Origin of the sequence: Rouxiella sp. WC2420 (assembly GCF_041200025.1) — a bacterium.
GTDB lineage: Bacteria > Pseudomonadota > Gammaproteobacteria > Enterobacterales > Enterobacteriaceae > Rouxiella.
In genome coordinates this window covers 2,825,653-2,845,259 of the sequence record NZ_CP165628.1, presented here as the reverse complement: position 1 = coordinate 2,845,259, position 19,607 = coordinate 2,825,653, and the positions used below count along the sequence as shown (strand labels likewise).

Sequence of the window (19,607 nt, the reverse complement as noted above, 5' to 3'; positions counted from 1 at the left end):
TCAGACATTAAGCAGCGTTTATTTAACGTCGCCGCAGGTCAGGCACATTGCGTAGCGGTTTTGCGGATCGTTCATGTTGCTGAACAGGTCCGCCTGAGTGCTCATTTTCAAAGCGATATCGGCAACCGGCGCAGGCAAATAGGCCTGAGCAACGGCGGGCAGCATCGCGTGAACAGACGCATTCATCTGCGAGAAAATCAGGTCAGTCATGCTTGGCTGGTCGACATACCAGTTCAACTGCCAGGTCGGCAGTTTAGCCAGCTCTGCGGCTTTCTTCACCGCGTCGTCGAAATCACCCAGCTCATCAACCAGGCCGTTGTTTTTCGCATCGGTACCGATCCAAACGTGGCCCTGAGCAATCTGGTCAATCTGCTCCGGCGTCTTGTTACGGGCCTTGGCGACCAGTCCCAGGAACGTTTTATAGCCGTTCTCGATGTTCAGTTGCATCATCTGCGAGAACTCCGGCGGCAATGCCTTGGTGACGGCAATATCGGCCAGCGGCGAGGTCGCAACACCGTCAGTATGCACACCAAATTGTCCCAGCGTGTCCTGATAAGTATTGATCACCCCGAAGATGCCGATAGAACCGGTAAGGGTGCTTGGGCTGGCAATAATGTAGTTAGCCGGCGTTGAAATCCAGTAACCGCCCGAAGCCGCCATGCCGCCCATTGAAACGACCACCGGTTTGCCCGCCGCGCGTGCCGCAGCCAGCTCGGAACGGATGACTTCAGAAGCGCTGACACTGCCACCCGGACTATTTACGCGGAACACGATAGCTTTAACTTTCGGGTCCAGACGCGCCTTGCGGATTTGTTCGGCCGTGGTATCGCCACCGACTTCACCCGCCTGGCCTTCTCCGTCTACAATGGCACCGTTTGCGAAGATAACCGCAATCTGCGCAGCATTATTGTCCTGTTTCGGTTTCGGCGTGTAGTCGTCAAGACTGGTGTAGTTGAAGTCTTTCTTGTCTTTGTCATAGCCAAAAGCTTTGATCATCGCCTCATCGGCATCGCCACGCGAAGCCAAAACGTCGACCAGCTTGCTCTTCAGCGCGTACTCGGCCGTGTCGCCGCCTGCTGCCTGCAAACCGGTTAACATCCCCTGTGCGCCAGGGAACAGCTGCTCTGGCGTCAACTGGCGATTCGCCGACACAGTATTGAGGTAATTGTTCCACAAACCACCGACCCAGCGGCTGTCGGCATCACGCGCTGCCGCAGACATATTGTCGCGCATCAAAGGCTCTACCGCAGACTTATAGGTGCCCACGCGGAAGATATTGGTGGTCACTTTGAGTTTGTCGAGCAGGGTCTTGTAATACAGGGTATTGGTGGCGAAACCGTGGAGATCGACCGTGCCCATCGGCGAGAGGTAAATCTTGTTGGCAAAGCTTGCCAGATAATACTGCGTCTGGTTATAGCTATCGCCCACCGCATAAATTGGCTTACCGGCATCGCGGAATTCGCGCAGCGCCTTGCCAATATATTGCAGTGAAGACTGATCAGTGCCGGTGAAGTCAGTGAGAGACAGCACCATGCCGGTAATATTTTTATCGTCTTTGGCAGCGCGGATGGTATCAACCAAATCAAACAGCGAGGTTTCCTGCAGGCGATTGCTGGAGGTGCCCAGCAGTTCTCGGCCCAGTTGGCGAACCTTATTGTTTACCGAAGGTTTGTCGACCACTGAACCGCTTAAATCGACCAGCAGCGCGCCCTTGGTTGGGGTCTCGACCGGCTTGGATTGCAGCTCGTAATAAATTCCTGCGCCGACCAGAATGATCAGAATCAGGAAAAGGTTAAGAATAAACTCTCTTACAAAGTTAAGCAGACGCCAGGTCCACCTAAAAAAACCGGCGATGATTCGCCACAGTATGCGCATGTTCTCTCCATCTAGAGCAACTAGTGCAGCTATCCTAATGACCTGACGAAGAAATGTCAGCATTAAATCATTTCATAATTTGGCAGACAGCACGGGGTCGAATAGCCACGACGAGGGGGCTTATGCTACGGTTAACAGATTACAACTGATACCAAGGAGAGATTTATGGACGCTCTGGACCTGCTGCTCAACCGTCGTTCCGCCTCACGTCTCGCGGCCCCTGCGCCTTCAGGCAAAGTGCTGCAAAACATCATTAATGCCGGCATGCGCGCACCCGATCACGGGGCTTTGCAGCCGTGGCGTTTTGTGATCGTCGAGAACGACGGCCTGATTCGTTTCAGTAATTTGCTGAGAAGTGCGGCCGAGAAAGATAAAATGGACGATAAGGCCATTGAAAAGGCGACTCAGGCTCCGCTGCGCGCGCCGCAGATTATTACTATTATCGCCGATATTAAAGACAGCCCTAAAGTGCCGGAGTGGGAGCAGGTCGTTTCTGCCGGATGTGCGGTGCAGGCAATGCAAATGGCCGCACTGGCGCAGGGCTTTAATGGCATCTGGCGCACTGGCGCATGGACCGAGCACGCCGCCGTGCGCAAAGCTTTTGGCTGCGCCGAGAAGGATCAAATCGTCGGCTTCCTTTACTTGGGCACGCCGCAGCTTAAATCAAGCACCCAAGTCATACCGGCGGATAGCGCCGCATTTGTCAGTTATTTCTGATCATTGCCAAATGTGCTCTGGAAACTCCTCTGCAAAGGGGAGTTGTCAAATTTTTCAAAATATTGAATTTAGCGGACTATTCCTATATTTTGCTTGAAATTCATACAGTAATAAACACCCGGCGAAAACCCCTTACGTAAAGTATTGTAAATCAGTGTAATTATGTTCCTCACGCTATTCAGCCCTTTGATTTTATAGGCTATAAATCCTTATCGATTATTTTCATCACCCGGTAACATCAATGAAGTCTTTAAAATCATTCAAATACGTATTCTGTCTTTCATTGTTGATTCTGGCCGGATGTGCCTCAAAAAAACCTTCAGATACTGCTAATTCAGATAATGCCTCGCAAATTACCGACCAGCAGTCAGATCTCATCTCCGTTGTAGCCGCACTACACGATCAAATGCATTCATGGCAAGGCACCCCTTACCAGTGGGGCGGCACGAATTTGCAGGGTGTAGACTGCTCCGGTTTTGTCTGGCGAACCCTTAAAGATCGCTTCAATATTCCGATGGACCGTGTGACTACCGCGCAGCTGATTCACATGGGGCAGCGTGTCAATGAAGACCAGCTACAACCGGGCGACCTGGTGTTCTTTCGCATTAACCACGAGATGCACGTCGGGTTCTACGACACCGATCATAACTTCCTGCATGCCTCGGTTAGCAAAGGTGTGATGCGCTCCTCGTTGAATAACCCTTATTGGAAATCGGTGTTCCTCGAAGCCAGAAGGCTGACCCGCGAATACGACGCGCAGATCACCTTTAATCCTACAGGCTCTGACAGCCAGTTAGCTAAAAACTGATCCCGCGTTAATCTTTTCAGGGAGACGGTTATTTGCAATCCCTGAAATCAACGATTGCTCTGCGTCTCTGGCAAGATTTTTAATCATCAACGGGGCGCACGGCAGTGGGTTGCTTGCTATTAAAACGTGCAGTTATTTCCTGATTTATCCTATAAATCCTTTTTTCGCCGTTTTTGTGAGCGAACGTCCTGCCTCTACCCCGATCGCGACTTATCAATTGTTTGCCTAGCGGCTAACATAGGGGAATGACCTAGTTTGTGAGCCATGCCTGATGCGATTGTTTATTGCCGAAAAACCCAGCCTTGCCAGAGCAATAGCTGATGTCTTGCCGAAACCGCACAAACGCGGTGATGGGTTTATTGCCTGTGGGAATCAAGACATCGTGACCTGGTGTGTCGGGCACCTGTTGGAACAGGCTCAGCCTGATGCTTATAACAGTCGCTTTGCACGCTGGGCACTGGAAGATTTACCGATTATTCCAGAAAAATGGCAGTTGCAGCCGCGCCCCTCAGTGGCCAAGCAGTTAAACGTAATTAAACGATTGCTGCTGGAAGCCAGTCAGGTGGTCCACGCGGGTGACCCGGACAGAGAAGGGCAACTGCTGGTGGATGAGGTTCTGGACTATCTTGAGCTCAACGCCGAGAAACGCCAGCAGGTTCAACGCTGCCTGGTTAACGACCTGAACCCGCAGGCGGTTGAGCGCGCGATTTCCCGTTTGCGTGACAACCGCGATTTTATTCCGCTTTGTGTCTCCGCGCTGGCGCGTTCGCGTGCCGACTGGTTGTATGGCATCAACATGACGCGCGCCTATACCATTTTAGGGCGCAATGCGGGATACAACGGCGTGTTGTCAGTCGGCAGGGTGCAAACGCCGGTGCTTGGGCTGGTGGTGCGTCGCGACGAAGAGATTGAAAATTTCATCCCCAAAGACTTTTTCGAGGTTAAGGCGCACATCGTCACTCCCGCTGATGAGCGTTTTGTAGCCGTCTGGCAACCGAGTGAGTCATGCGAGCCTTATCAGGATGAAGAAGGACGATTGCTGCATCGTCCGCTGGCCGACCACGTTGTCGCTCGCATCGGCGGTCAACCCGCGATCGTCACCGGCTATAACGACAAGCGTGAGTCAGAAACGCCGCCGTTACCGTTTTCGCTTTCAACGCTGCAAATCGAGGGCGCCAAAGCCTTTAACCTCAGCGCGCAGAAAATTCTCGATATTTGTCAGCGCTTGTACGAAACCCACAAACTGATTACCTATCCGCGTTCTGACAGCCGTTATTTGCCAGAAGAACACTTTGCCGGGCGTCATTCCGTGCTTAACGCGATTAGCGTTCATCAGCCAAACCTAATGCCCCAGCCTGCTTTGGACACCGACAAGCGTAATCGCTGCTGGGACGATAAAAAGGTCGATGCTCACCACGCGATCATTCCTACCGCCCGCAGCAGCAAGGTCAATCTCACCGATGATGAGAGTAAAATTTATGGCCTGATTGCTCGCCAGTATTTAATGCAGTTTTGTGCCGATGCGATGTTCCGTAAATGCGTGATTGAGTTGGAAATTGCCGGTGGCAAATTTGTTGCCAAGGCACGTTTTCTTGCCGATGCCGGCTGGCGCACTTTGCTGGGCAGTAAAGAGCGTGACGAAGAGAACGAAGGTACGCCGCTGCCGGTGGTAGCCAAAGGTGATGAGCTGCTGTGCGAACGGGGCGAGGTGGTTGAACGCCAGACCCAGCCGCCAAGGCCGTTTACAGACGCCACACTGCTTTCTGCAATGACCGGTATTGCGCGCTTTGTGCAGGATAAGGCGCTAAAAAAGATCCTTCGCGCCACCGACGGTTTGGGCACAGAAGCGACGCGAGCGGGCATTATCGAGCTACTGTTCCGCCGCGAATTTCTCTATAAGAAAGGGCGCTATATTCATTCTAGCGATACCGGTCGTGCGCTGATCCATTCCTTGCCGGACATTGCGGCTCGCCCTGATATGACTGCCGACTGGGAGTCGAGCCTGACCCGTATCAGCGAGAAAAACTGCCGTTATCAGGATTTTATGCAGCCGTTGGTTTCGACCCTGCAAAGCCTGATTGTGCAGGCCAGGCAAAATCGCGTCTCACCCGCGTTTCGCAGCCTGCCATCCAAGCCCAAAGCTGAGGCGGGGGCCAGGCGCAAACGGGCACCGGCCAAGGCGAGCAAGCGCAGCGAAGAATAAGTTCAAGTCAATTCTTTAAAAAGATGCAGATTGGAAAAGCTGGACGATAGGTTTTTGTAATATAAACCACTTTGCTGACAGAAAAGAAAAGGTGACGTCGTCACCTTTTTTTAATGATTATTTTCAGTGCGTTGAGCTATATAGGCGTGGAGAAGAGGGAGGTCTGCCGGCGCTAGATCGTAGTCCAGAGCCTGCTGCGGAGTGACCCAGGTAAACTGGCTGTGACAACGTAACGTTATCTCCCCGCTAAACGCACTCACGCGCCAGGCGTGTAAATCAATTATTCGCTCACCCTGAGGCCAGGCATAGTGAGCAATCCAATCGTCTACCCGAGCCTGAATATTCAGCTCCTCAAACAGCTCCCTGCTCAGTGCTGCGGGCTGAGTTTCACCCGCTTCAACTTTACCGCCGGGAAACTCCCAGTGCCCGGCCAGAGAGCTCTGAGCGTCGCGCTGAGCCAGAAGAATAAAGTCGCCGCGTTCAATGATTGCGGCGACCACTTCCAGCTTGATTAGCGGATTCACTTTAGGTCGAACTCAGCCCAGATGGGGGCGTGATCGCTGGGTTTTTCCATTCCGCGAATAACATAATCGATACCCGTGGCCTTGCAGCGTGCCGCCAGCGGAGTACTCGCCAGCACGAGATCGATGCGCAGCCCGCGGTTGTCATCGAAGCCTTTTGAGCGATAGTCAAACCACGAGAACTGATCGTTGGCTTCTGGATTGGCGGCGCGGAAAGTGTCAACCAGGCCCCAGCCTTTTAGCCTGTCCATCCATTCGCGTTCTTCCGGCAGGAATGAGCATTTGCCGGTGCGCAGCCAGCGCTTGCGGTTGTCTTCACCGATACCAATGTCGAGATCGGTTGGGCTGATATTCACGTCGCCCATGACCACAACCGGTTTTTCTACCGACAATTGCTGCTGCAAATAGTCCTGCAAATCTTGATAGAAACGCTGTTTGGCCGGGAATTTGGTTGGATGGTCACGGCTTTCGCCCTGCGGGAAATAGCCGTTAATCACCGTCAGCACGCCCTGAGGGGTTTCAATGTCGGCCATGATGATACGGCGCTGGGCGTCTTCTTCATCATTGGGGAATCCGCGGCGGACCTCAAGCGGTTTTTCCTTGGTCAGCAGCGCGACGCCGTAATGGCCTTTCTGCCCATGATAGTAAACGTGATAGCCGTATTGGCTCACGTCTTCCAGCGGGAACATATCGTCGTGGACTTTTGTTTCTTGTAGCCCGATGACGTCTGGCTGATGTTGTTCGATGATCGCCGCTAGCTGATGTGGGCGAGCGCGCAATCCGTTGATATTAAAAGAGACGAACTTCATAGTCGGGAACCATTTGGCGTTGAATTCAGGCGATGATGTTAGCAGAGTTTTTTGTGTAATGTAACGAGCCGCCCGAGCTGTTCATCTGCCTTCACACCGTTACTCCAGAGTAAAGACGGCGTAGTTGGCGACGAAAGCGGCAGGTAGACAATTTTCTGTCAACATTCTGTGACAGTCTCTTTTTACACCCAGCCTGACAGGGTATTATACGTTTAAGAAATTTTTGTTTTCCCTGAAAAAGGTCAAAACTGATGCGCCTGGAAGTTTTTTGCGAAGACCGCCTGGGTCTTGCCCGAGAGTTGCTCGATTTATTAGTGCTGCGCAGTATTGATTTGCATGGGATCGAAATCGCCCAGATTGGCCGCATCTACCTGAACTTTACTCAGCTGGACTTTGATACTTTTCGGGCGCTGATGGCCGAAATCCGCCGAATTGAAGGCGTGACCGACGTCAGAACCGTGCCGTTTATGCCGTCTGAGCGCGAACACCGCGCCCTGCGTGCCTTGCTGGTCTCAATGCCGGAACCGGTATTTTCCATCGACATGAAAGGCAAGGTCGAGCAGGCCAATCCGGCAGCACAAAGCCTTTTCGAGCTAAGCGAAGCCAAAATCCGCAATTACACCGCCGCCAGCCTGATAAGCGGCTACAACTTTACCCGCTGGCTGGAGCATGACAGCAGCCTGCCATACACCGAACGGGTCGTTATTCAGGGGCAAGATTTCCTGATGGACCTCACGCCGATCAAACTCGATGACGAGAATCAGGCCAGCGAAGTGGTGGGTGCGGTTGTGATGCTGAAATCGGCGGCGAGAATGGGCCGCCAGTTGCAGGATTTAACGATTAACGATGAGCGCGAGTTTGACCATATCGTTGCAGTCAGTCCTAAGATGCGTCAGGTGCTGGATCAGGCTAAAAAGCTGGCAATGCTCGATGCACCGTTGCTGATTATTGGCGATACCGGCACCGGCAAAGATTTGCTGGCTCGCGCCTGTCATCTGCGCAGCGCGCGCGGAAAAAATCCGTTCCTTGGCCTTAACTGCGCTTCCTTGCCTGATGACGTGGTGGAAAGTGAGCTGTTTGGCTATGCGCCCGGAGCTTACCCCAATGCGGTTGACGGCAAGAAAGGTTTCTTCGAACAGGCCAATGGCGGGTCGGTTTTGCTGGATGAAATCGGTGAGATGTCACCACGGATGCAGATCAAACTGCTGCGTTTTCTCAACGACGGCACTTTCCGTCGGGTCGGGGAAGAGCACGAGGTGCGCGTTGATGTACGCGTGATTTGCGCCACGCAAAAGAATCTGGTGGAGCTGGTGCAGCGCGGTGAGTTCCGTGAAGATCTCTATTATCGCCTTAACGTTTTGACCGTCACATTGCCGCCGTTGCGTGAACGGCCAACGGATATCATGCCGCTGACCGAGCTGTTCGTGGCGCGTTTTGCCGATGAGCAGGGGATGGCACGTCCAAAGCTCAATGCACAATTAGGCAGTTATCTGACCCATTACGGTTGGCCCGGTAATGTGCGCCAGCTTAAAAACGCCATTTATCGCGCATTGACCCAGCTGGAAGGCAATGAGCTGCGACCGCAGGATATCGCGCTGCCAGACTTTGATGTTGAAGTCACGCTGGGAGAAGAGGCGTTAAACGGCTCACTGGATGATATCAGCAAACGTTTTGAACGCTCAGTGTTGACCCGCCTGTATCGTACTTATCCCAGCACTCGCAAACTGGCAAAACGACTGGGGGTTTCGCACACCGCTATCGCCAATAAACTGCGCGAATACGGCCTAAGCAGCCGCAAGCCAGAAGGGGATTCCGAGGAGTAATTTCCAGGATTTTTTGAGTTAAGCCGATTTTCAACTGTTTCGCCGAGGCAAAGCTAGCCGCTGCGATGCGCATTCGAACCTAACGTAAACAATTCTTTGCTCGAAAAAAAGCCGGTCAGTTAACATTACTGACCGGCTTTTTCATTTTCTACTTTGCAAAACTATTTCAAATGCCCGATCACTGAATTTCTGGATGCTGATCGATCAGGTGTTTTCTTTTGGATTGCAGCTCGGCTATCTGTACATCAATATCTTCGATTTTTTGCTCGATATTATCATGATGCTCCTGCAGGATTTCCTTGGCTTCGGCACGGTCAGAAGCTGCAGGCGTCGCGCCTTTCAACGGTTTGTTGGCGGTTTCTTTCATATAAATACCGGTAACTAAACCAATCACGGCCACGACCATCAGGTAGTAAGCCGGCATAAACAGATTATGAGTTGCCTCAACTAACCACGCCGCGAAAGTGGGCGTTATACCGGCAACCATCACCGAAACGTTGAAGGCAATCGCCAGCGCGCTGTAACGGATATTGGTAGGGAACATCGCCGGTAGGGTCGAGGCCATCACGCCAATAAAGCAGTTAAGCAACACGGCGAGTATCAGGAACCCGAGGAAAATCAGCCCAATCACGTTACTCTGGATCAGGATAAAGCTCGGGATTGCCAGAATAAACAGCCCGATGCTGCCGATTATCACAAACGGTTTACGACCAAAGCGGTCACTCAGCAAGCCCATAAATGGCTGAACAAACAGCATTCCCACCATGATGGCAATGATGATAATCAGGCCGTGATCTTCAGAATAGTGAAGGCTGTGCGACATATAGCTCGGCATATAGGTCAGCAGCATGTAGTAGGTCACGTTAGTCGCGATGACCAAACCTACGCTGACAATCAACGCTTTCCACTGCTTGGTAAAGATTTCACGGAACGAAACCCTTGGCGGCTCGGCAATTTCTTTGCGCGAGTTGCTGTCGATCTTCTCTACGTGCTGCTGGAAAGTCGGAGTTTCCTCGAGCGCGTGGCGCAGATAAATCCCGATCAGCCCCAGCGGTGCGGCAATAAAGAACGGCAAACGCCAGCCCCAGGAGAGGAAGTTTTCATCACCCACAATGCTGGTGATTAGAATAACCACGCCCGCGCCGAGAATAAAACCAGCGATTGAGCCGAAGTCCAGCCAGCTGCCCAGGAAGCCACGTTTTCTATCGGGTGAATACTCGGCGACGAAGATGGCCGCGCCGGTATATTCACCACCAACCGAGAAGCCTTGCGCCAGCTTGGCTGCCAACAGCAATACGGGAGCCCATATGCCGATGGAGGCATAGGAGGGTATCAGCCCGATAGAAACGGTACTGATCGACATAATAATAATGGTAATCGAAAGCACTTTTTGACGGCCAAACTTGTCGCCAAGACGGCCAAAGAATACGCCACCCAGCGGGCGAACCAGGAAAGGTACCGAGAAGGTTGCCAGAGCGGCAATCATTTGCAGGCCGGGATCGGCACCTGGGAAGAACACTTGACCCAGCGCGACGGCGACGAAGCCGTAAACACCAAAATCGAACCATTCCATAGCGTTACCCAGTGCTGCTGCGGTAATCGCTTTTTTGAGTTTGGCATCATCAATGATCGTGATGTCATTGATATGCATTGGTTTAGCACGTTTCTTTCTTAGTTTAAGCATAGTATTCCCTTGTCTAAGCTCACTCCACTATTTACAGCGGGAGAAGCTTAAAATCTTAATAAACTTCCATAGGCATGAATAGTATAGGTTATTTCCAGAAAGAGGAAAAATGTAAACGAAGGGTAGAATTAATTACCAGGGTAACAAAAGAGGGAGCCTAATATAAATATATATAGGGGGATTTATCATATAAATAGCCGATGACTCTTTGATACCTAAGCCGATTCTACAAGGTTATAAATCGTTGACCTCACTTCCCTAATTGATGAATAATAAAGCAGGTTGTTTGATTTTTGTGCCGAAATAAAATTTACCCTCTCGAATATTTCTTTGAGAGGGCAGTTTTAATATCTGAGCAGGCGTGGAATGATTAATTTCCTTATGGCTTACACTTTACGGATAATGTTTATCCGCGTTGCCATAACTAAAAGTCCGAGTCGTCTGGCGTTACGCCAAGGACTAACTCCAGCGCGTTGCGTAAAATATCCTGCTGTACCACATCGCGTGTGATCTCAAGCTCAGAGATCAGACGTAAAATGATATCCTTATTGGTCAGGTAACCCTGAACGGCAATAATGTTTCTGGCAATAGCACCAATAACCTCACGTTCACTATCGAACTTGTTATCGATATGACGAATACTGTCCATAACCCGTTTTTCCCGCGTGCGTTGTTCACCGCAGAGAAGCCCGTTGGAATTCAGTACATCGTTGAGTGCAAGGTTACCGGTGAATTCTGAATCAGTGGTTCTTTTTGCCATCTTGCTGCCCTTCAGCTGTAAAATGATGTAGCACGTTGTTCGTGTCTCGAACATTGTAGCTTCTCGTGGCCTGCGTTGAGGTCACAGTTTGATTGACCTCACCTAAGGTTCGCTCACAGGCGCGTTTAATTACGTCGTTTTTAGCGCTTGCCGCCATGCTTTTCAGTTGGATAACAACACCCGCGATGGTGACATCACCCCCTGATTTCAACACGGCCAGCACGGCCTCGCCCAACAGGCTGTCGTTCAGTTTTTCTTCGTCATTTCTTTGCATATATACAACCCTGAATGGCCTGGCGGACTTTACAGTCGCAGCCAAGTTCATTCCCGGTACATAATTAACTTCTCAGCTTAACCACTATGCGACCCATAGTTACATCATCTGAAAACGAGGGCGCAATGTTAAAATGGTGAGCCGCGCCAGTGGCCGTTACGCTGTATGGGTCTCCACGCATGTCATGTCCTCATTCAATAATTAGTTAAGTAACAATCACTCTTATGCATATAAACTTATACAACAATTTGAGTGTTGTACAGGTTTTTATGTGCAAAATTGCGAGGGAGTTGCTTTTTGTGGTGGCAATTTTTCTGTTAAATGCGCACTTAACAGAAATTAATTCATTACGAAGTGTTGAGTGGTTAAATCATAAAGAAAAGGGTGCAAAAGTAACTTATGTGATTGGCATACTTTTGGGTTGAATACAAAAATAAAACGATAATTTGACTGGAATTAATTTTTAAATACCTGATTTATACCTGAGTGAGCAGAGTGATGGGTCTTTTAAAAGTTTATTTGGATAACCTCTCGATATTGTGCGATCTTTAAAAAAATTGACCTGATTAATAATAATTTCTCTTTAGGTTATATACCTACCAATACAACACATTGCATTGTAGGTCGACCAGCAAGAATTGTTGAACATAATTGATGTCTAGAGGCTATATTGGAGCAATGTTTGTTATTAACCAGGAGAAGTAAATTGATTAAACTTAGCGTGATGTATCCGTATAGCCCAGAAGCGCATTTTGATTACGATTACTATCGCGATTCTCATATGCCATTGCTGAAACAGCGTCTGGGTGAAGTTTGCCGTTATTACACTATCGACAAAGGTTTCAACGCCGTAACTCCTGATAGCAATCCGGCCTTTATCGCCATGTGCCACGTATATTGTGACTCCGTCGAAGCCTTAATGACCGCAATTGGCCCTTATGCTGAAGAGTTGGCTGCCGATGTCGCCAATTTTACCAACGTGACGCCGATACAGCAGATAAGCGAAGTGATTATCGAGAAGAGCAAATAAGGCATTACCGCGTTTGACTCACGACCCATAAAAAAGCCCCGCGTCAATGGCGGGGCTTTATTTTGTCTCAATAATAGCTGACTGAGTAAATCGCTAATCGCTTATTTCAAAGCCGCCAGCGCAGCATCGTAATTAGGCTCTTCGCTGATTTCGCCAACCAGTTCACTGTGTAATACGTTGTCTTGCTCGTCCAGTACCACCACTGCGCGCGAAGTCAGGCCAGCCAATGGGCCGTCGGTGATTGCCACGCCGTAGGTCAACTTAAACTCGTCACCGCGCAGGGTTGACAGAGTCACGACATTTTCCAGACCTTCTGCACCACAAAAACGTGACTGGGCGAATGGCAAATCTGAAGAGATGCACAGCACCACGGTGTTGTCGATTTCGGACGCGAGCTGATTAAACTTGCGCACGGAGGTGGCGCAGGTGCCGGTATCAACACTTGGGAAGATGTTCAGGACTTTGCGTTTGCCGGAGAAGCTGCTCAATGCAACATCAGAGAGATCTTTTGCCACCAGAGTGAACGGCTTGGCCACGTCGCCTTTCTGCGGCAGCTGGCCTGCAACGCTAACAGGATTGCCTTTTAGATGTACGGTCTGAGTCATGATTTTTCCTTATTGCAAAGTAGCAAGATGATTTTTTTCAGTGGTTCACTCAGATAGTAAACAAGTAATTGTTTTTAATTGCAAAGGCAATTTTTATCTGACCCCAAGCTATACTGACAAAAGCCTCCTCGCATGGTGCCCGAAGGTGTTTTCATGGAGTGGTTAATGAGAAGCGTACGCTTTTATCCTGAAGCCTGGCCGTTACACACGGCATTTGTTATTGCTCGCGGCAGCCGCACTGAAGCGCGCGTTATTGTGGTGGAAATCGAAGAAAATGGCGTAGTGGGCAAGGGGGAATGCACCCCGTATCCACACTTTGGCGAAAGTGAAATTTCGGTGATGGCCCAGCTCGGCGTGGTTGACCAGATTATTGCTCAAGGCACTGACCGGCCCGCCTTGCAAACCTTGTTGCCCGCGGGGGCAGCGCGTAACGCCCTCGATTCGGCACTGTGGGATTTGCAGCGTCAGCAGAGTGGGCAAACCCTGTGGCAACTCAGCGGCACACATCCGGTTGCGTCAATCAGCATGGCGCAAACCTTGAGCGTCGATACGCCTGAAGCTATGGCACAGGCTGCGATGGCCCATCAGCAGAAGGGGGCCACCTTGTTAAAAATTAAACTCGATGACCATTTTATCACCGAGCGCATGGTGGCTATTCGCAGCGCGGTACCCAATGTGTCACTGATTGTCGATGCCAACGAGTCCTGGCAAAGCGAGGGGTTGGCCGCACGTTGTCAGCTGTTGGCCGATCTTGGCGTGCTGATGCTGGAGCAGCCGCTGCCCGTTGGACAAGATGACGCGCTGGCCAATTTCATTCATCCGCTGCCAATTTGTGCGGATGAAAGCTGTCATACGGTTGCAGATTTACCCAAACTGGTGGGTCGTTACGAGATGATAAACATCAAGCTGGATAAAACTGGCGGCCTGACAGCGGCACTCGAATTAGCGGCAGCGGCGCGAGAACAAGGGCTTGAAATTATGCTCGGCTGCATGCTGTGTACTTCAAGGGCGGTAAGAGCAGCTCTGCCGCTAACCGCGGGCGCGAAGTTTATCGACCTTGATGGGCCAACCTGGCTTGAAAAAGATGTCACGCCTGGGCTGGCTTTTCACTGCGGGGTGATTGATTTACAGGCGACAGGGGATTAATAAAAAGCATCAAGCCCTGATGCGCAGGCAGCAAGGCTTGAATGGCCGGTTTGAGATAAACCGGCAAGGCGGATCCCGCAGGGTAGAATTACTTTTTAGCCAGCGGATCAAACACGGTATAAGGCGTACATTTGTACTGCTGACCGGCCATGCTCAGCTGATAAAGCTCGGCGCCGCTGTTGCCCGCAGGACTTTCGTTAATACCAAAACGAATAGTGGTATTTGAAGGGTCTGGAGTGAAAGTTCTGTTATCCGGGTTGTAAGTCGACAAGGTATATGTAACTTTGTCGCTTTCATCTGCGGTACGGTTACCGAAATAGATCTGTGAAGCATTGGTCTTCGGATCGGTAATCTGCAGAACCATCGTGTCATCACTGGCAATCGCGCTGGTGAGTACTTTCATACCGCCGCAATGAGTAAAACCTGCTGCTGTATAATCGCCAATCATGTCTGCGGCGTGCGCCATGTTGGCCAGAGAACCGACGACCAGCAATGACAAAAGCATTTTTTTCATTTTAATATTCAACCTGATGTTTAGGCCAGGCATCACTTGTGTCTGGCTTGCTACTTATACAATAGGGTTCGATGAGCATATGTAACAAAGTATCAAATGCTGTTACCCCCTTGAAGGTTAATTCACAGAGGACTTTTTAAGCAGCAAGGATACTTGCAGCATCCCTTGACCAAGTCAAGTTAAGCGGAACTTATCGGCCGATTCTGGTAACGAGTCTTTTGGCCGGTAAACTTGTCACCAATGCCGTACTGCGGATCACCGGCTGCAACAATTGCCGTCATCGCGATTGCTGCATCGCTAAGCCACGACTGCACCGAACAGCGCGCCGACGCCCGAAGAGACTCCCATGGCCAGCGCGCTCCAAAAGGTTACTCTGATCACCGCAGGCAGCAGCGGCGCACCGCCGGCTTTAGCTGCCACTCCGCCCAGCACCGCAAGGGACATCAGTGCGGCAATTGCAATCGCCGGAAGAGCCCACTGCCCGGCGAGCACAATGGTCACGATGAGTGGCAGCGCGGCGCCTAAAGCAAAACTCATTGCAGAGGCAATGGCTGCCTGTAATGGCCGCGCGGTGGTGATTTCAGAAATGCCCAATTCGTCTCGCGCATGTGCGCCCAAGGCATCGTGGGCCATCAGTTGTCGGGCGACTTCTTTGGCCAACGGCAGTTCCAATCCCCGGCTGGAGTAAATCATTGCCAGCTCGTGCAGTTCGCCATGAAAATCAGCCGTAAGCTCCTCCCGTTCTTCAGATAATGCCGCTTTTTCGGTATCTGATTGCGAGGAAACTGAGACATACTCTCCCGTGGCCATCGACATCGCGCCTGCCACCAAACCTGCCACGCCGGTTAATAACACGCTGTGCTGTGCCGCATTGGCCGAGACAACGCCCATCAACAAGCTGGCAATAGAGACAATTCCGTCGTTGGCGCCTAGCACGGCCGCCCGCAGCCAGCCAATTTTTTCAATGCTATGCGGTTCTCTATGCATCTGTTTGATCCATTTTTAAGTGCGGCACTGATGTGGCATGGATTGCGCAACACATCCGACCACACAAATTGCTTGCCGAATACCTGTACAGATATAAGTGTAGTGTATAAGTTTAAAGCCAAACATCGACACGCTGGCGACGTTAAACACAATAGCGTTAATTCTGAAACCCTATCAGCTGTGGGCGTTTTCAGAATTATTGCCGTTAGCCAAAGTGTCATTCCTGCAACTTACTATAGTTTTTCTGATATACGACTGGAGAATACTAAAATGTACGATATGTTTTCTACCGATCTGAAATTAGCTGACTATATTCATGTTTCAAATCCAGAAAATTACTCGGGTAATCAAGTGGTTTCCTCTATTTGTCGTGAGCTGAAACAGCATAGGCAATCTGTCAGCAACAAAGACATTATTCTTCGTCTGATAACCTTGATTGAGACTGAGCAGGATGCCAACCAGCACGATGATTATCTTAAGGCGCTGGAGTACGTGGTTTACAGCACTCCTGACGATTTCGATTAAACATGAATGAAGTACGCAAAGGCCTGGCCTACCGGTGTCAGGCCTTTGCATTTTCTCATGGCTAAGAAACCGTTTCCGACTGTTATCTACAGCACTGATTTTTACCGTTCAGCAGACAGATGAATCAGCGTCAACATATAATGATATAAACCTTATCTGCGTACTAAATCCGACCATTGGCGTTAAATTTATTTATCAGCATTAAATTAGCTCAATATCGGTGAGCATTATTTGTTTAACTGAGAGATTCACAACTGTTGTTTAATCACCGGGTAGGAAACTACACGCGAAAACATCATTATTATTGCACTCTTTCCAAGTACAGCTATGTCATATATTCTTTATCGCATCGCTGTACTTGTTTTTTTCTTAACTTTTCCGAAATAAATTCACATTCTTTTATTAACAAACTCTCGCCTAATATTGAGTAATCTCATCAATTAACTTTCTAAACACTTATCTTCTTTTATCTCCTAGGTTTTATGATTAAGTGCTGCTATTAATAATAACGCACGGATTGATAAATTATAACCACCTGAAAAGTAAGTGGGTTGTTATTTAAGCAGTGCCATAAGTAAACAATAATAGTTACAGTTTGAATTATGGTTTCATCAAAATTAGTGAAGAGACTAAAAATAACACAAAGAGTTAGCGATGCGTGCCCTCGAAAGTCGTTAGCAAAGAATGTAAGCATTTTTTGATAAGATCCCTGCTAATTGCCCGTGCATCCTTTAATGCAAATAGGGAAGTCCTGAGTTAAGACCCTTATCTATAACGAGTAGTTCAATTCTTTAAATATAAAAAAGCAAAGAGAGATAAATTAATGAAACGTTCAACGCTGGCTTTATTAGTTTCATGCGGACTTTTTTCCGCTATGAGTCATGCAGCTCCGGTGCAATTATCTTCTTTTGGTAATGTGCCAGCTGACAGCAAGGTGAATGGCTTCCATGGCACGTTTCTTTATGGCAACACGGGTACTGTAAACGGATTTGATTTGCCGATTCTTGGTTATGACGAGTTGGATAAATTAAATGGTTTCCAACTGGGTGTCGCGGCAGGTTCACATATTCGTGAAGGGATGAACGGCGCGGCTGTTGGCCTGTTTAACTGGCACGGTGGCGATGACAATGGCGTTAACATCGGTCTGGCGAACCAGGTTGGCAATTTGGACGGGGTCAACGTGGGTCTTTACAGTGCCACTGCAAATGTTACTGGTTTGAATCTGGGCCTGGCCAACTACACTGCAGACGTTACTGGGTTCAACCTTGCCGGCCTTGGCAACTATACCACCGGCTCCGTAACCGGCCTGAATATCGTGCCTTTCAACTGGACACAGGCTAAAACCACCGGTACCAATGTGAGCCTGTTGAACCATACCGGCGATGTTACCGGTTTAAACATCGGTGCCGTAGGCAACTGGACTGAGGGCAATGTTAAAGGTGCCAACATTGGAATCATCAACAAAATTGGCAATGTTAAAGGCCTGAACCTCAGCGCCCTAAACTGGTCAGAAGATGTCACCGGTGCCAACATTTCTGCAATCAACCGCACTCATAACGTGACGGGTTTAAACCTGGCGGCAGTTAACGTGGGCTGGAACATTACCGGCGCAAATATCGGTGCCTTGAACTATTCATACGATGTAACGGGTATGAACCTGGGCGCGATAAACATTGCCCATAACGTGAAAGGTGCCAACATCGGTGCTATCAACGTTTCTGTCAGCAGCTCCAGCGATTTCGGTGTGATTAACTATGCCGACAGCACCTCATTCCAGTTCGGCCTGTTCAACGCCACCAAAGATCTGGAAGGTTTGCAGATTGGTTTAATCAACGTTGCAACCAACGCCACCGTACCTGTTTTACCGCTGGTCAACTTCCACCGTTCATTCTAAAAACTTTGGCAGTCACAAAACTCATGGTTTGACAGTAAAAAGCTCCCCATCATCAGGGAGCTTTTTTTATTGCTACGGGTCAAGGCACGGTTTTATGCTATTGATAATCATCTGCTTAGCTCAGAACTCAGCACATTTTGAAACACTCTGCCTGGCGTCACACACATCTTCAGCTGATTCTCATGGCATGATTGGCGCGTTTATCGGTTATCTACAATGAGTGTTTTAAACCGATTTGTTGGAGCTTCAAAGAGTTAACGCTAAACTTAGACAAACAAAAAAGAGTGAGAAATAACGTGGATGTCATCAAGGGTGAAGAACTGCAAGTTTCAGACGCTGTCTATGCATATCAGCTAGATGGCAAAGGTGGCGTAAGCGTAATCAAAGAAGATAGCGTTGCCAGTACCGAAAACCCCTGCTGGTTGCATCTCGATTATTCGTTGCCCAATAGTGAAAAGTGGATCAACAGCACGCCGCTACTGCCGGATAACGTCCGTGAAGCGCTGGCGGGGGAAAGTATTCGCCCGAAAGTCCTGCGCATGGGCGATGGAACGCTGGTAACACTGCGCAGTATTAATCTCAACGCCAATGCACGGCCGGACCAGTTGGTCACCATTCGTGTTTATCTGACGGATAAAATGATTATTTCAACGCGACACCGCAAAGTGTTCTCGATGAATGAAATCATCAATGATATGCAGCACGGCAGTGGTCCTACCGATACAGGGAGCTGGCTGGTTGAAATGTGTGACGGGCTGACCGATCACACCAGTGACTTTATCGAAGACTTGCACGACAAAATTATTGATTTCGAAGATGCCTTGATGGACCAGCAACTGCCGGAACGCGGCCAGATGGCATTGTTACGTAAGCAACTTATTGTATTACGTCGTTATATGTCGCCGCAGCGTGACGTGTTTGCGCGATTGGCAAGTGAACGCCTGCCGTGGATGACTGATGATGAACGCCGCCGGATGCAGGAAATCTCAGACCGACTTGGCCGCGGCCTTGACGATCTCGATGCCAGCATTGCACGCACCGCGGTACTTTCGGACGAAATCAGCTCGTTGATGGCCGATGCGCTCAACCGCCGCACTTACACGATGTCACTGCTGGCGATGGTGTTCCTGCCGACGACCTTTTTGACTGGCCTGTTTGGGGTCAATTTAGGCGGCATACCTGGGTCCAGCAATCATTTGAGCTTTGCTATTTTCTGCGGGCTGCTGGTGTTGCTGGTCGGGGGGGTTGCCCTGTGGATGAAGCGCAGCAAGTGGTTATAGTTCAAGAACCGCTTTTCATGGCATAAAAAAAAGCCGGTCATTGACCGGCATTATGTGAATCAATCGCTATGCAATTATTCTAAATTATTAAAATAGGACAATATGGAGCACAACGCCCATCGCTTGACGTTGCATTCACCTGCGTTATAGAT

18 protein-coding genes are annotated in these 19,607 nt (G+C 49.7%); 9 read left to right on the top strand and 9 right to left on the bottom strand.

What is annotated here, in order from left to right; genetic code table 11:
* Positions 1-18: 18 nt before the first annotated feature.
* The gene (gene sppA, locus AB3G37_RS12925) at positions 19-1,875 is read right to left on the bottom strand and encodes a signal peptide peptidase SppA (protein ID WP_369788022.1); all 1,857 of its coding nucleotides are present in this window, start codon (positions 1,873-1,875) and stop codon (positions 19-21) included.
* Positions 1,876-2,040: 165 nt separating this feature from the next.
* Between sppA and AB3G37_RS12920 the strand changes: the two genes are divergently transcribed.
* The 3 genes from AB3G37_RS12920 to AB3G37_RS12910 all read left to right on the top strand — a co-directional run bounded on the left by AB3G37_RS12920 (position 2,041) and on the right by AB3G37_RS12910 (position 5,603).
* On the top strand, positions 2,041-2,592 hold the full coding sequence (locus tag AB3G37_RS12920) for an NAD(P)H nitroreductase (RefSeq protein WP_009637989.1): 552 nt from the start codon (positions 2,041-2,043) through the stop codon (positions 2,590-2,592).
* 241 nt (positions 2,593-2,833) lie between these two features.
* On the top strand, positions 2,834-3,400 hold the full coding sequence (locus AB3G37_RS12915) for a C40 family peptidase (protein ID WP_369788021.1): 567 nt from the start codon (positions 2,834-2,836) through the stop codon (positions 3,398-3,400).
* 271 nt (positions 3,401-3,671) lie between these two features.
* Positions 3,672-5,603: a DNA topoisomerase III gene (locus AB3G37_RS12910; RefSeq protein WP_369788020.1), complete on the top strand. Its 1,932-nt coding sequence runs from the start codon at positions 3,672-3,674 to the stop codon at positions 5,601-5,603.
* Between the two features lie 110 nt (positions 5,604-5,713).
* On the opposite strand, the gene AB3G37_RS12905 is transcribed toward AB3G37_RS12910, so the two are convergent.
* Both AB3G37_RS12905 and xthA read right to left on the bottom strand, forming a co-directional pair.
* On the bottom strand, positions 5,714-6,127 hold the full coding sequence (locus tag AB3G37_RS12905) for a pyrimidine (deoxy)nucleoside triphosphate diphosphatase (RefSeq protein ID WP_369788019.1): 414 nt from the start codon (positions 6,125-6,127) through the stop codon (positions 5,714-5,716).
* The gene (gene xthA / locus AB3G37_RS12900; protein WP_009637993.1) at positions 6,124-6,933 is read right to left on the bottom strand and encodes an exodeoxyribonuclease III; all 810 of its coding nucleotides are present in this window, start codon (positions 6,931-6,933) and stop codon (positions 6,124-6,126) included. Before xthA ends, AB3G37_RS12905 begins: the two co-directional genes overlap by 4 nt.
* Positions 6,934-7,184: 251 nt before the next feature.
* On the opposite strand from xthA, the gene tyrR reads away from it, so the two are divergent.
* Entirely contained in the window at positions 7,185-8,756 is a 1,572-nt protein-coding gene (tyrR, locus tag AB3G37_RS12895; protein WP_009637994.1) for a transcriptional regulator TyrR, read from the top strand.
* A 178-nt stretch (positions 8,757-8,934) separates the two neighbouring features.
* Here the strand turns inward: tyrR and proP are convergent, their stop codons facing one another.
* The 3 genes from proP to AB3G37_RS12880 all read right to left on the bottom strand — a co-directional run bounded on the left by proP (position 8,935) and on the right by AB3G37_RS12880 (position 11,474).
* Positions 8,935-10,407, bottom strand: coding sequence for a glycine betaine/L-proline transporter ProP (gene proP / locus AB3G37_RS12890; RefSeq protein ID WP_369790956.1), 1,473 nt, complete (start codon positions 10,405-10,407; stop codon positions 8,935-8,937).
* 457 nt (positions 10,408-10,864) lie between these two features.
* A complete protein-coding gene (locus AB3G37_RS12885) occupies positions 10,865-11,200 on the bottom strand; it encodes a biofilm/acid-resistance regulator YmgB/AriR (RefSeq protein WP_009637996.1) in 336 nt (111 codons plus the stop codon).
* Positions 11,181-11,474, bottom strand: a complete 294-nt coding sequence (locus AB3G37_RS12880) for a hypothetical protein (RefSeq protein ID WP_369788018.1) — start codon at positions 11,472-11,474, stop codon at positions 11,181-11,183. The genes AB3G37_RS12885 and AB3G37_RS12880 overlap by 20 nt, the downstream gene beginning before the upstream one ends.
* A 706-nt stretch (positions 11,475-12,180) precedes the next feature.
* Between AB3G37_RS12880 and AB3G37_RS12875 the strand changes: the two genes are divergently transcribed.
* The gene (locus AB3G37_RS12875) at positions 12,181-12,504 is read left to right on the top strand and encodes an EthD family reductase (RefSeq protein ID WP_369788017.1); all 324 of its coding nucleotides are present in this window, start codon (positions 12,181-12,183) and stop codon (positions 12,502-12,504) included.
* Positions 12,505-12,605: 101 nt separating this feature from the next.
* On the opposite strand, the gene tpx is transcribed toward AB3G37_RS12875, so the two are convergent.
* Entirely contained in the window at positions 12,606-13,109 is a 504-nt protein-coding gene (tpx, locus tag AB3G37_RS12870; RefSeq protein ID WP_369788016.1) for a thiol peroxidase, read from the bottom strand.
* A gap of 165 nt (positions 13,110-13,274) precedes the next feature.
* Between tpx and ycjG the strand changes: the two genes are divergently transcribed.
* Positions 13,275-14,255 (top strand): L-Ala-D/L-Glu epimerase, encoded by a 981-nt coding sequence (gene ycjG / locus AB3G37_RS12865; RefSeq protein ID WP_009638000.1) that lies wholly within the window; start codon positions 13,275-13,277, stop codon positions 14,253-14,255.
* A gap of 88 nt (positions 14,256-14,343) precedes the next feature.
* Here ycjG and AB3G37_RS12860 read toward each other — a convergent pair whose 3' ends face one another.
* Together AB3G37_RS12860 and AB3G37_RS12855 are read right to left on the bottom strand one after the other, a co-directional pair.
* Positions 14,344-14,769, bottom strand: a complete 426-nt coding sequence (locus tag AB3G37_RS12860; RefSeq protein ID WP_369788015.1) for a hypothetical protein — start codon at positions 14,767-14,769, stop codon at positions 14,344-14,346.
* A 297-nt stretch (positions 14,770-15,066) separates the two neighbouring features.
* Complete coding sequence (locus AB3G37_RS12855) at positions 15,067-15,756, bottom strand: VIT family protein (RefSeq protein ID WP_369788014.1); 690 nt, start codon at positions 15,754-15,756, stop codon at positions 15,067-15,069.
* 270 nt (positions 15,757-16,026) lie between these two features.
* Between AB3G37_RS12855 and AB3G37_RS12850 the strand changes: the two genes are divergently transcribed.
* From AB3G37_RS12850 to zntB, 3 genes are all read left to right on the top strand, one after another.
* On the top strand, positions 16,027-16,281 hold the full coding sequence (locus tag AB3G37_RS12850) for a biofilm development regulator YmgB/AriR family protein (protein ID WP_369788013.1): 255 nt from the start codon (positions 16,027-16,029) through the stop codon (positions 16,279-16,281).
* An 823-nt stretch (positions 16,282-17,104) separates the two neighbouring features.
* Positions 17,105-18,175, top strand: coding sequence for a hypothetical protein (locus AB3G37_RS12845; RefSeq protein WP_369788012.1), 1,071 nt, complete (start codon positions 17,105-17,107; stop codon positions 18,173-18,175).
* Positions 18,176-18,471: 296 nt separating this feature from the next.
* On the top strand, positions 18,472-19,455 hold the full coding sequence (gene zntB, locus AB3G37_RS12840) for a zinc transporter ZntB (protein ID WP_369790955.1): 984 nt from the start codon (positions 18,472-18,474) through the stop codon (positions 19,453-19,455).
* Positions 19,456-19,607: the final 152 nt, after the last annotated feature.

Excerpts from the sequence above, each read along its gene's own strand:
- sppA (WP_369788022.1), bottom strand. The coding sequence starts at position 1,875 with ATGCGCATACTGTGGCGAATCATCGCCGGTTTTTTTAGGTGGACCTGG.
- AB3G37_RS12920 (WP_009637989.1), top strand. The coding sequence starts at position 2,041 with ATGGACGCTCTGGACCTGCTGCTCAACCGTCGTTCCGCCTCACGTCTC.
- AB3G37_RS12915 (WP_369788021.1), top strand. The coding sequence starts at position 2,834 with ATGAAGTCTTTAAAATCATTCAAATACGTATTCTGTCTTTCATTGTTG.
- AB3G37_RS12910 (WP_369788020.1), top strand. The coding sequence starts at position 3,672 with ATGCGATTGTTTATTGCCGAAAAACCCAGCCTTGCCAGAGCAATAGCT.
- xthA (WP_009637993.1), bottom strand. The coding sequence starts at position 6,933 with ATGAAGTTCGTCTCTTTTAATATCAACGGATTGCGCGCTCGCCCACAT.
- tyrR (WP_009637994.1), top strand. The coding sequence starts at position 7,185 with ATGCGCCTGGAAGTTTTTTGCGAAGACCGCCTGGGTCTTGCCCGAGAG.
- proP (WP_369790956.1), bottom strand. The coding sequence starts at position 10,407 with ATGCATATCAATGACATCACGATCATTGATGATGCCAAACTCAAAAAA.
- AB3G37_RS12885 (WP_009637996.1), bottom strand. The coding sequence starts at position 11,200 with ATGGCAAAAAGAACCACTGATTCAGAATTCACCGGTAACCTTGCACTC.
- AB3G37_RS12880 (WP_369788018.1), bottom strand. The coding sequence starts at position 11,474 with ATGCAAAGAAATGACGAAGAAAAACTGAACGACAGCCTGTTGGGCGAG.
- tpx (WP_369788016.1), bottom strand. The coding sequence starts at position 13,109 with ATGACTCAGACCGTACATCTAAAAGGCAATCCTGTTAGCGTTGCAGGC.
- ycjG (WP_009638000.1), top strand. The coding sequence starts at position 13,275 with ATGAGAAGCGTACGCTTTTATCCTGAAGCCTGGCCGTTACACACGGCA.
- AB3G37_RS12860 (WP_369788015.1), bottom strand. The coding sequence starts at position 14,769 with ATGAAAAAAATGCTTTTGTCATTGCTGGTCGTCGGTTCTCTGGCCAAC.
- AB3G37_RS12855 (WP_369788014.1), bottom strand. The coding sequence starts at position 15,756 with ATGCATAGAGAACCGCATAGCATTGAAAAAATTGGCTGGCTGCGGGCG.
- AB3G37_RS12850 (WP_369788013.1), top strand. The coding sequence starts at position 16,027 with ATGTACGATATGTTTTCTACCGATCTGAAATTAGCTGACTATATTCAT.
- AB3G37_RS12845 (WP_369788012.1), top strand. The coding sequence starts at position 17,105 with ATGAAACGTTCAACGCTGGCTTTATTAGTTTCATGCGGACTTTTTTCC.